The following is an 11,710-nucleotide window of genomic DNA, read 5'->3' as shown; positions in this document are numbered from 1 at the left end:
GTGCGGGGCCGTCCTGATCGAGCAGGAACAGGCGCAACTCGGCGGTGTCTTTGAGTTCTTTGGGACCCACCCCGACCCATGGCAACGCATCGGCAACGACCGCACCGCCGGAGGCAAGGCAGTACGAGGACCCTAGTTCGCACCCATCGCGGCGGTGACCGCCTGCGCGATGAACCGCACCGCATCGTTGCGGCTGACGGAGGCCATCAACTGGGCCGCCGCCTGAATCTCGGGACCCACCAGGCACGTCGGTCCCTCGCTGAGGTTGGCGAATGCCGCCGCCACCACATCATCGACGGCCGCCGCACCCGGCGGAGTGTGCTCGGGTGAGGAGATCTGGCCTCGCTCGTGTTCCAGCTTGCGCAGGGCAGGAGTGTCGGTCTTACCGAGAATCAGTCCGAGTACGTCGACACCCGAGGGCTGCAGCTCGGTCCAGAGTGCCTCGGCGAACACCATGTCGAAGGCCTTGCTCGCGCCGTAGGCCACCATGTTCGGCCCGCCGGCGAATCCGGCCCCGGACCCGAAGATGACGATGCCGCCACGGCCTCGCTCCACCATGGGCTGGGCGTAGTGATGGCACAGTTGCATCGGCACCAGGCAGTTGCGTTGCACCAGCGATTCGGCGCCCGCGCAGTAGACCAGGAAACCGATATCGAGATCCTCGGTCGCAGCGATCACTTCGCCTGCAGCCTCTGGCGTAGCCAGATCTATTGCCAGCGTTCGCGTTTGCGCGCCGGTACGTGCCGTGATGGCCGCTGCCACGTCGTCGAGAACGCCTTGTCGCCGGGCCAGCAGCACCACGTTGAGGCCACGCCGCGCCAACTCCTCGGCCATTGCCGAGCCGACCCCGTCGGAGGCGCCCGCCACCAGCGCCCACGGACCGTACCGATCTGCGAAGTCAGACATTGGCTATCCGTACCGCGGTGAACTGTCGTCGCGCGATCTTCCAGCCCGCTGAGGTTCGGACCAACTCGTCGTCGTAGAAGCCGACGGCGTTGACGCCGGAGTTGTTGTCCTGTGCCAGGATCAGTCCGTCGATGTAGGTGCGCGCGGTGGCGGTATCCCCGTCAACCGTGATCGCGTGGTTGCTCAGCCGGTGCATGGTGTGCCCGGCCATGGCGTGGGACTGGTCCATGAACTCGGTGACGGCGTCCACCCCGTTCCACTTGCCGATCTCGCCATAGTCCAGCACGCAGTCATCGGTGAAGACGGTGCGGAACAGCGGCCAGTCCCGCCGGTCGATCCCGGTGGCGTAGCGGATCAGTACGTCGATGATGTCCAGGTGGTCTTCGTGGGTGGTCATGCGTGGTCTCCGTTCGGATGCACAATGATTCGCGCGGGTCCTGCCGAGCGGCGGGCCAGGTCGAGCGCGTCGGGAACTTCGTCGAGTGGCACCACCATGCCGATGCTGGGTGTCGGGTCCAGGTCTCCGGAGACGATGGCGTCCAGCGTCCCGTACCAGTCCTGCGGCCACGGCCCGCCGCCGAACTGCAAGGTCACGCCCTGGCGGGTGGCGGTGGTGATGTCGAGGGTGTCGCCGGTGTACCAACCGCCCGCACAGTAGATCCTGGTACCCATCTCGGATTCCTCGACGATCTTCTGGATCAGACCCGATGCGCCGACACATTCGAACACCACCGCCGGGCCCCACAGGTTGCGTTCGGCGCGTACCTCGCGCCAGACGTCCATCGGTGAGCGTTCGGCCGGGTCGACGGCGATGTGGGCGCCGAACTCCTTGCACGCCAGGGCACATCGGTCAGCCTGGAAGTCCGAGACGATGATCGGTTCGACGCCACGGCGGGCCAATGCCGCGACCGCGGACAGCCCGATCGCCCCGGCGCCGATCACGATGGGGATCTCGCCGGGCTCGAGCCGGGCGGATCGGACATAGAACTCGCCGACTGCGAAAGCGTCCGTCAGCGCGACGGCGTCATCCGAGGCGCCGCCGCTGACGGGGCGGGCGATCGATTCAGCCACTACCAGCAGTTCGGCGAAACTCCCTGGGGTGTCCGGGTGCTGGCCGATGATGTGGGCGCCGTCGGCGCCACCGTTGACCAGCCTGATGGGGATCGACGTGGCTCGGCTACCCACGGGGAACTGATCGCTGCAGCCGGGCCCGTGACCGATGACCTCGCCGATGAACTCGTGGCCCAGCACGACGTCACGGTCCGCGTCATAGAGCGATCGGCCGGTCGGATCGTTGAGACCGAGTTCGGGGTGGTCCATGAAGTGGACGTCGGACGCGCAGATCGCGGTACTGAGCACCCGCAGAAGAAGCTCGCCGGGACCCGGTACGGGATCAGGGATCTCGCGGACCTGGAGTTGACCGGCCCGGAGGACCACTGCGCGCATCGCATACCAATTCTCTAATATTCGAGATAGTCTCTCGAATTGACAAGGTCGACTGTAGGAACCGTCCAGAACGGAGTCAAGGGTGCGTGGTGCGGGCTCGGCGCCGACCAATCGGGTGCTCGATGTGATCGAGTTGCTGGCGGGTGCCGGCGATACCCGGTTGCGGTTCTCCGATGTGGTCAGCGCGCTGGACCTGACTCAGGCCACCGCGCACGCCATCCTCAAGACTTTGTGCGACCGCGGCTGGCTGATCCGCGATCCCGCTGACAAGACGTTCGCTCTCGGACCGGGCCTGGCCGTGGTGGCGGCCCGGACGGAGGCGGCGCGACCCCTGGCGCATGCGGCTCGCATTGCTGCCCAAGAACTTTCGCAAGAACTCGACTGTGCGGCCTCGGTCGTCGAACGGCTCGATGACGAGCTGGTGATCACCGCGTTCGAGGGGGCCGGCCGGCAGCCGGCCTCGGCGCCGGGCGACCGGATCCGATACGCACCGCCGTTCGGCGTCGCGTTTGCGGCCTGGGGCGGCTCAGACGAGCAACGCAGCTGGATCGGACGGGCACCCGGCCTCAGCGAGGAGTTGGCCGGCCGCCTTGAGGAGGTGCTCGCCCGGACCCGGGAACGTGGTTACGACATCGACTGGACGACACCGGATCTGACCCGGGCGGCACAACTGGTCGGCACGTTGTCGAGTGACGGACTGCCCGACCATGTTCGCGACATCACCGATCAACTGCTCGCCGAATTCGCCACGATCGGTCTGGTGCCGTCCGGCGGGATGGCAGGCAAGGCGCAGCCGGTGGCCACCATTGCCGCACCCGTCTTCGATGCCGACGGTCGGGTCGCGCTGATCCTGTCGGTACACCCGCTGCGATCCATGACCGCCCGCCAGGTGGACACCGCCGGCCAGCGGGTCAGGCGGGCCGCCGGTCGGCTGGGCCGATCGTGAAGCTGAACTCCGAGACTCCTCCGACGCCACCGGAGATGACGTCACCGGGCTGCATCGGCCCGACCCCGGCGGGGGTTCCGCTGTAGATCAGGTCGCCGGGGGCCAGGTCCACGGCCGCCGAGATCGCACTGATGACCTCGGGGACCGACCAGATCAGGTCCCTGAGGTCGCCGTGCTGCTTCAGCTCACCGTTGACCCGCAGCCAGATCTCGCCGCCGTCCGGGTGACCGACGTCTGAGACCGGATGGATCGGGGTGCAGGGGGCGGACGCGTCGAAACCCTTGGCCCAATCCCAGGGCCGGCTCAGTTTCTTGGCCTCGTCCTGCAGATCGCGCCGGGTCAGATCGACACCGACGCCGTAGCCCCAGACCAGCTCCAGCGCGTCGTCCGGTGCCACCTCGCGGCCACCGGAGCCCAGCGCCACCACCAGCTCGATCTCGTGGTGAAACGACGACGTCAGCGACGGATACGGGACGGTGCCCGCCGCGTCGATCACGGCGTCGGCCGGCTTCATGAAGAAGAATGGTGGTTCCCGGTCGGGATCCTTGCCCATCTCACGCGCGTGCGCGGCGTAGTTACGTCCGACGCAGAACACCCGTCGCACCGGAAAGCGGCCATCCCCGGTACTGACCGGGAGCGACGCCTGCGGTGGAGGTGGGATCACGAAGTCGGCCATGGGAACCATCTTCCCCGGGCCCGCGTCAGAATGCGTCGTTGTCCAGGTGCATGACGTCGCCGTCGACCGATTCCACGACCTCCCGCACCGCGGTCAGCAGCGGCAACATGTTGTGCGCGAAGAACTTCGCCACCGCGATCTTGCCTTCGTAGAAGGCCCGGTCGCGATCGCTCGTTGTGTCCAGTGCCGCCTGAGCGACCTGCGCGCCGACCAGCAGCCGCCAGCCGATCAGCAGATCGCCCACCGCCAGCAGGAACCGCACCGAACCGAGGCCGACCTTGTAGAGCTGCTCGGGCTGTTCCTGTGCCGCCATGAGGTAGCCGGTGAGGGTGGCGGCCATCGACTGCACGTCGTTCAGCGCGGTGGCGAGCCGGGCGATCTCAGGCTCCAGCCCACCCCCGGCTTCCAAAGTTGCCGAGATCTGGGCCGCGACGTGGGCCAGCGCGCTGCCCTGGTCACGGACGATCTTGCGGAAGAAGAAGTCCAGCGCCTGGATGGCGGTGGTGCCCTCGTACAGCGAGTCGATCTTGGCGTCGCGGATGTACTGCTCGATCGGGTAGTCCTGCAGGTAACCGGATCCGCCGAGGGTCTGCAGCGATTCGGTGAGAACCTCGTAGGCCTTCTCCGAACCGACACCCTTGACGATCGGCAGCAGCAGATCGTTGACGCGATGGGCCAATTCGGCGTCCGCGCCCGAGACATGTTGCGCCACCACGGAATCCTGGTGCGCGGCGGTGTACAGGTACACCGACCGGAGGCCCTCCGCGTAGGCCTTCTGGGTGAGCAGGCTGCGGCGCACGTCGGGGTGCTCGATGATCGCGACCCGCGGTGCGGTCTTGTCGGTCATCTTGAGCATGTCGGAGCCCTGGATGCGGTCCTTGGCGTACGCCAGCGCGTTGAGGTAGCCGGTGGACAGAGTGCCCGCGGACTTCACTCCCACGGTCATCCGGGCGTTCTCGATCACCCGGAACATCTGGGCGATGCCGTTGTGGACGTCGCCGACGAGATAGCCGACGGCCGGGGTGCCGTGCGCGCCGAAGGTGACCTCGCACGTCGGCGAAGATTTGATGCCCATCTTGTGCTCGAGCCCGGTGACGTACACGCCGTTGCGCTCCCCGAGTTCGAGGGTCTCCGAGTCGAAATGGAACTTCGGGACATAGAACAGGCTCAGCCCCTTGGTGCCGGGCCCGGCGCCCTCGGGTCGGGCCAGCACCAGGTGGAAGACGTTCTCGGCGGTATCGCCGACGTCGCCACCGGAGATGAAGCGCTTCACCCCGTCGATGTGCCAGGTGCCGTCGGGCTGTGCGATGGCCTTGGTGCGCCCGGCGCCCACATCAGACCCCGCGTCGGGCTCGGTCAGCACCATGGTGCCGGCCCAGCCCTTGTCCATGCTCATGCGCGCCCAGCGCTGCTGCTCTTCGGTGCCGACCTCGGCCAGCGTGTGTGCCATCGCCGGGCCGAGACCATAGAAGAACATCGCCGACGGGTTGGCGGACATGATCATTTCCTGGATCGCCCACACCAACGATGCGGGCGCCGCTGTGCCCCCGGCGTTCTCGGCGAGCCCGACGCGCCACCACTCGGCGTCCTTGACGGCCTGCACGGTCTTGGCGAGTGGTCCCGGCACGGTGATGTCGTGGGTGGCCGGATCGAACTCGGGAGGGTTGCGGTCGGCGTCGACGAACGATTCTGCGACAACACCTTCGGCAAAGCGCGCCACCTCGTCGAGCATGGTGCGCGCGGTCTCGGTGTCGAGGTCGCCGAATGCGCCCGAGTCGATGACCGGCCCCAAGGCCAGAACCTGGAAGAGATTGAACTCGATGTCGCGGACGTTCGCGATGTAGTGACCCACGATCCGCCAGCGTCGACCAGTCCCGACGGGGTACGCAAGCGTAGGTTGCAGCAACCTACGGCTACGGAACCGGAGGTTGCCAGTTCAGTATCTGCTGTGATCTGCATCACACCGGGTCAAGCCCCTATCCTTGACCGAGTGTCCGAACCGTCAGTCGCCGAGCTCCGCTCCCGCCTCGACGGGCTGACCATCCGCGACGCGGACCGGCTCCGCCGCCGCTTGCGGAATCTGCGCGGTGGCGAGACCGCCAAGATCGCCGAACAGATCGCCACTGCCGAGGGCCTCGTACTCACCCGCCAGGCCGCGGTCCCGGCAATCACCTACCCGGATCTGCCGGTCAGTGAACACCGCGACGAGCTCGCGAAGGCCATCAGTGAGAACCAGGTGGTGGTGGTTGCCGGCGCGACAGGGTCCGGCAAGACCACGCAGCTGCCCAAGATCTGCCTGGAGCTGGGTCGCGGCATTCGCGGCACCATCGGCCACACCCAGCCTCGCCGGCTGGCCGCCCGCACCGTCGCCCAACGCATCGCCGACGAACTCGGCACCCCGCTCGGCGACGCCGTCGGGTACACCGTGCGGTTCACCGACCAGGCCAGCGATTCCACCCTGATCAAACTGATGACCGACGGCATTCTGCTCGCCGAGATTCAAAGAGACCGCCGGCTGCTGCGCTACGACACCCTCATCCTCGACGAGGCCCACGAGCGCAGCCTCAACATCGACTTCCTGCTGGGTTACCTGCGCGAGCTGTTGCCCCGCCGTCCCGACCTCAAGGTCATCGTCACCTCGGCGACCATCGAGCCGGAGCGATTCGCGGCTCACTTCTCGAACGCCCCGATCGTCGAGGTGTCGGGCCGGACGTACCCGGTCGAGATCCGGTACCGGCCACTGGAAGTCCCCGTACCGGTCTCGGACGACGACGACCCCGACGATCCCGACCACGAGATCGTGCGCACTGAACCACGGGATCCGACCGAGGCCATCGTCGACGCGGTTCGCGAGCTCGAGTCCGAGCCCCCGGGAGACGTCCTGGTCTTCCTGTCCGGCGAACGCGAGATCCGCGACACCGCAGAAGCCTTGAAGGACCTGCGGAACACCGAGGTGCTGCCGCTCTACGCGCGGCTCCCCACCGCCGATCAGCAGAAGGTGTTCCAACCCAGCCACAGCGGGCGGCGAATCGTGTTGGCCACCAACGTGGCCGAGACATCGCTCACCGTGCCGGGCATCCGTTACGTCGTCGACCCCGGCACCGCGCGGATCTCCCGCTACAGCCGCCGCACCAAGGTGCAGCGCCTGCCCATCGAGCCGATCTCGCAGGCGTCGGCAGCCCAGCGGGCGGGGCGGTCCGGGCGCACCGCTCCGGGCATATGTATCCGGCTGTACTCGGAGGAGGACTTCGAATCTCGGCCGCGCTACACCGATCCGGAGATCCTGCGGACCAACCTGGCCGCGGTCATCCTGCAGATGGCCGCTCTGCAACTGGGCGACATCGCGGAGTTTCCGTTTCTGGATCCGCCAGACGCCCGCAGCATCCGCGACGGCGTGCAGTTGTTGCAGGAACTCGGCGCCTTCGACGCGGCGGGTGCGCTGACCGACGTCGGTCGGCGCCTGGCCCGGCTGCCACTCGATCCGCGGGTCGGCCGGATGATCCTGCAGGCCGACACCGAGGGCTGCGTGCGTGAGGTACTGGTGCTGGCCGCGGCGCTGTCGATTCCCGATCCCCGGGAACGCCCGAGCGACAAGGAAGAGGCGGCGCGTCAGAAGCACGCCCGGTTCGCCGACGAGCACTCGGATTTCATCTCGTATCTCAACCTCTGGAACTACCTGCGCGAGCAGCGAAACCAGCTCTCCGGCAATGCGTTCCGGAGGATGTGCCGCGACGAGTTCCTGCACTACCTGCGAATCCGAGAATGGCAGGACCTGACCGGACAGCTGCGCAGCATCGCCCGCGACATCGGGATCCGCGAGAGTGATGAGGTCGCCGAGCCGGCCAGTATTCACGCCGCACTGACCGCGGGCCTGCTGTCCCACGTCGGCTTGCGCGAGGGTGAGTCCCGCGATTATCAAGGTGCCCGCAACTCCAAGTTCGTGCTGGCTCCCGGCTCGGTGCTGACGAAGAAGCCGCCGCGCTGGATCGTGGTGGCCGACCTGGTGGAGACCAGCCGGCTGTTCGGCCGCATCGCCGCCAAGGTCGAGCCCGAGGCGATCGAGCGCGTCGCCGGACATCTGGTGCAGCGCAACTACAGCGAGCCGCACTGGGAAGCCAAACGTGGTGCGGTCGTGGCTTTCGAGCGGGTCACGCTGTATGGGCTACCGTTGGTCCCGCGCCGCAAGATCGGCTACACCCAGATCGATCCGGAGCTGTGCCGTGAGTTGTTCATCCGGCACGCCTTGGTCGAGGGGGATTGGCAGACCCGCCACCACTTCTTCCGCGACAACGCGCGGCTGCGGGCCGAACTCGAGGAGATCGAGGAACGCGCCCGTCGGCGTGACCTGCTGGTCGGCGACGACGACATCTACGCGCTCTACGACGCCCGGATCCCGGCCGATATCGTATCGGCGCGTCACTTCGACGCGTGGTGGAAGAAGCAGCGCCACAAGACACCCGACCTGCTCACCTTCACCCGTGACGATCTGCTGCGGTCCGAGGACGGCGCGGACAATCCCGATACCTGGCAGGCCGGCGATCTCGAACTGCCGCTGACGTACCGATTCGAGCCCGGGGCGGCCGACGACGGCGTCACTGTGCATGTGCCGGTGGGGGTCTTGGCGCGGCTCGGTGGTGACGGTTTCGCCTGGCAGGTACCGGCCCTGCGGGAGGAACTGGTTACCGCACTGATCAAATCGCTGCCCAAGGACCTGCGCCGCAACTTCGTCCCGGCGCCCGACACCGCGCGGGCCATCCTGGGTGACATCGATCCGTCCGCCGGGTCCCTGCTGGACGAGGTGCAGCGCGAACTGCGCAGGCGCAGCGGCATTCTGGTGCCCATCGATGCATTCGACCTGAGCAAGATACCGGACCATCTACGGATGACCTTCGCCGTGGAATCAGTCGACGGCAAAGAGGTGGCCCGCGGCAAGGATATCGACGCGCTGCGTGAGCAGCTCGCGGTGCCCGTCGCACAGGCTGTGGCCGACGCGCTGGGCGGCGACCTGGAACGCACCGGGCTGCGGGCATGGCCCGAGGATCTCGACGAGCTGCCACGCACAGTGGAGAACGTCAGCGGCGGTCACACAGTCAGGGGCTATCCGGCCTTCGTCGACGCCGGAAAAGCCGTCGATATCAAGGTGTTCGCCAACCCGGCCGACCAGGCCGCGGCCATGCGGCCGGGCCTGCGGCGTCTACTGCGGCTGACCACACCCTCACCGGTGAAGGCGATCGAACGCGGCCTGAGCACCCGCACCCGGCTGGCGCTCAACGCCAATCCCGACGGTTCGCTGGCCGCGTTGCTCGATGATTGTGCCGATGCGGCCGCTGACGTGCTGGTGCCCAAGCCGGTGTGGACGAAGACGGAGTTCGCCGGGGTTCTGACCCGGGCAGGCAAGGAACTCGGCCCCACCACCCAAGCTGGGGTGAACCGGGTGGAGAAGGTGCTGGCCGCGGTGCACGAGGTGGAGGTCGCGCTGCCCGACAAGCCGTCAGCTGCCCAGACCGATGCGGTAGCCGACATCCGGTCTCAACTGGAACGCCTGTTGCCCAAGGGTTTTGTCACCGAGACCGGGATAGCGCGGCTGAACGACCTGGCCCGATATGTCACCGCGATCGCCCGCCGGCTCGAGCGGTTGCCCCAGGCGCTCGGCGCCGACCGAGACCGGATGTCGCGTGTGCACGCGGTCGAGGATGCCTATGACGAACTGGTTCAGGCTCTTTCGCCAGGCCGGGCTGCAGCGGCCGACGTCCGTGACATCGCATGGCAGATCGAGGAGTTGCGGGTGAGCCTGTGGGCCCAGCAGCTGGGTACGCCGCGCCCGGTCAGCGAGCAGCGCATCTACAAGGCCATCGACGGCGTCACCCGCTGACAGCCCCTCCGCCGAAACGGCATTCCGGCAGGCCCTCTCTCGCACTTTCTCTGCTGGAATGCGGTTTCGGCGAGAATCAGAGGATGGTGTGCTCGATCTGCCCGACGCCGTCGAGGGTCAGGGTGAGGGTGTCCCCGCTGCGCAGCCAGTGCCCGGTCTCCATGCCGCTTCCACCCGGCAGCGTCCCGGTGCCGAAAAGCTCACCCGGATAGAGCGGTTCGCTGCGTGACGCATGCGCCAGCACCTCGCCCAAAGTGTGCTGCATGCCGGCGCTGCTCACGGTGCTGACCACCGATCCGTTGAGTGCCACCGAACCGGTGATGGTGTCGATGCGCGGCAGGATCTCGTCGGCGGTGACCGCGGTGTCCGACATCGAGCTGGCGAAATGCTTGGACTTCTGCGGCCCGAAGCCGCTGAGCATCTCGGGTCGCTGCACATCGCGGGCGCTGAAATCGTTGAGTACGACGAACGCTCCGATCGCTTCGGCGGCCTCATCGGGTGTCGCGTTGAACAACGGTGCGGCCAACACGAATCCGATCTCCAACTCGAAGTCGAGCGCCTGTGAATAGTCCGGGACCGGAACCGGGGTGCCGGTCGGCACGAAGGTCTGTGCGTTGGACATGTAGTAGATCGGCTGCTCATAGAACAGCGGCTTCGGCCTGAACTGCGGCACCGGGCGACCGGTGACGCGTTCGTACAGCGACGTCACCCGGTAGAGGCCGGGGTGAAAGCGCCGGATCAGCCCGCGGGCCGCGTCGATGTTGTGCTGTTCGTACAACATGAAGTCGCGAAATGACACCGGCTGGAACGGCAGGAGGTGGTCGCTGTGTTGCAGCTGGCGGTCGGCTGCTGCTGTCAGCCAGGCCTCGTCGAAAACCCGACCACCAAGGGCTGTGCGGTCTGAGTGCTCAGACCAATCACCTTCGGAATCAAGGGATTGCACAGTCAGACCGGTGGCGGTGCGGACACGGCGTAGTTTCACCGAGTCCTCCCGAGCTGCCTGCGCAGGAACTCGGTGACGTGTCCGGCCACCGTGTCTGGTTGCTCGAGCCATGGCCAGTGGCCTGTGCCTGGCACCGGCTGTACCTCACAGCTCCGGAAGATCCGACGGTACTCGTCCGTCTGTGCGTACGGCACGTAGTGGTCATCGGCGCCCCACACCACGAGGACATCGCCGGTGAACTCGGTGAGCCGATCGGCATACGGGGCAAGGGCATTCGGGCCGGTGGATCGGTACAGCTTCAACACCGCATCGGGTGTGCCACGGGCGAACATGTGCTCGGCGATCGACTCCAGCGCATCGGCCGGCAGCCCCGGATCGCGCATGGCGAGCACGCGACGCAGCACTGCCGGGTTGCCGATCCGCGACAATGCCTCGGCCAGTACGGGTGTCCGCCACAGCTTGGCGGCGAAGTGGTTGATCACCACGGGGGTGTTGATCAGCGTGATGCTGGCGACGGAATCGAGATGGTCGACCGCCCAGGCGAGTGCCCAGGGGCCGCCGAAATCGTGGGCGACCAGGTGGGCGCGCTCGACACCGAGTTGGTCCAGAAGCGCGCCCAGGTGTGCGGCGTAGGCCGGCACAGTGTACGGCCACTGTGCCGGCTTGTCGGCCGCACCGAATCCGGGCATCTCCGGGGCGATCACCCGAGCGATACCGGCGACCGGCATCAGCAAACGGTCCCATCTGGCCCCGGCGTTGTTGCCGTGCACGAACACCACTGCCTCGCCGGCGTCCGGCCCCGCCGCGCCGGCGACGAGCACCGGCGACCGCACCCCGTCGACCGCCAGCGTGCGGTGCTCGACGGGGCTGTCCATCAGCGGAATCTTACGGTCGCAGAAGGCCCGCCGCGTCTTTTCAACC

9 protein-coding genes are annotated in these 11,710 nt (G+C 67.2%); 2 read left to right on the top strand and 7 right to left on the bottom strand.

Annotation, left to right across the window (positions count from 1 at the left end; genetic code table 11):
* Nucleotides 1–132 precede the first annotated feature (132 nt).
* From A5779_RS30605 to A5779_RS30595, 3 genes are read right to left on the bottom strand one after another with little or no spacing between them, the layout of a single operon-like run.
* Nucleotides 133–906 (bottom strand): SDR family NAD(P)-dependent oxidoreductase, encoded by a 774-nt coding sequence (locus A5779_RS30605; protein WP_064887500.1) that lies wholly within the window; start codon nt 904–906, stop codon nt 133–135.
* Nucleotides 899–1,303 carry a nuclear transport factor 2 family protein gene (locus tag A5779_RS30600; RefSeq protein WP_064887498.1) on the bottom strand — a complete coding sequence of 135 codons (405 nt, stop codon included), beginning with the start codon at nt 1,301–1,303 and terminating at the stop codon, nt 899–901. The genes A5779_RS30605 and A5779_RS30600 overlap by 8 nt, the downstream gene beginning before the upstream one ends.
* Nucleotides 1,300–2,352, bottom strand: coding sequence for a zinc-binding dehydrogenase (locus tag A5779_RS30595; RefSeq protein ID WP_207549143.1), 1,053 nt, complete (start codon nt 2,350–2,352; stop codon nt 1,300–1,302). The genes A5779_RS30600 and A5779_RS30595 overlap by 4 nt, the downstream gene beginning before the upstream one ends.
* A 115-nt stretch (nt 2,353–2,467) precedes the next feature.
* Here A5779_RS30595 and A5779_RS30590 point away from each other — a divergent pair, with 115 nt between their 5' ends.
* A complete protein-coding gene (locus tag A5779_RS30590; protein ID WP_082941919.1) occupies nt 2,468–3,298 on the top strand; it encodes an IclR family transcriptional regulator in 831 nt (276 codons plus the stop codon).
* Here the strand turns inward: A5779_RS30590 and A5779_RS30585 are convergent.
* The gene (locus A5779_RS30585; protein WP_064887494.1) at nt 3,264–3,974 is read right to left on the bottom strand and encodes a fumarylacetoacetate hydrolase family protein; all 711 of its coding nucleotides are present in this window, start codon (nt 3,972–3,974) and stop codon (nt 3,264–3,266) included. The two genes, A5779_RS30590 and A5779_RS30585, sit on opposite strands and share 35 nt — an antisense overlap.
* A 25-nt stretch (nt 3,975–3,999) precedes the next feature.
* Complete coding sequence (locus A5779_RS30580; protein ID WP_064887492.1) at nt 4,000–5,826, bottom strand: acyl-CoA dehydrogenase; 1,827 nt, start codon at nt 5,824–5,826, stop codon at nt 4,000–4,002.
* A 138-nt stretch (nt 5,827–5,964) separates the two neighbouring features.
* Here A5779_RS30580 and hrpA point away from each other — a divergent pair, with 138 nt between their 5' ends.
* Entirely contained in the window at nt 5,965–9,846 is a 3,882-nt protein-coding gene (gene hrpA / locus A5779_RS30575; RefSeq protein WP_064887490.1) for an ATP-dependent RNA helicase HrpA, read from the top strand.
* Nucleotides 9,847–9,922: 76 nt separating this feature from the next.
* Here the strand turns inward: hrpA and A5779_RS30570 are convergent, their stop codons facing one another.
* Together A5779_RS30570 and A5779_RS30565 are read right to left on the bottom strand one after the other, a co-directional pair.
* Entirely contained in the window at nt 9,923–10,828 is a 906-nt protein-coding gene (locus tag A5779_RS30570; protein WP_064887488.1) for a fumarylacetoacetate hydrolase family protein, read from the bottom strand.
* Nucleotides 10,825–11,664 carry an alpha/beta fold hydrolase gene (locus tag A5779_RS30565; protein ID WP_064887486.1) on the bottom strand — a complete coding sequence of 280 codons (840 nt, stop codon included), beginning with the start codon at nt 11,662–11,664 and terminating at the stop codon, nt 10,825–10,827. The genes A5779_RS30570 and A5779_RS30565 overlap by 4 nt, the downstream gene beginning before the upstream one ends.
* Nucleotides 11,665–11,710 lie beyond the last annotated feature (46 nt).

Source organism: Mycolicibacterium peregrinum, from assembly GCF_001665625.1.
Classification (GTDB): Bacteria; Actinomycetota; Actinomycetes; order Mycobacteriales; family Mycobacteriaceae; genus Mycobacterium; species Mycobacterium peregrinum_B.
This window is presented reverse-complemented; position numbering and strand designations above follow the sequence as displayed.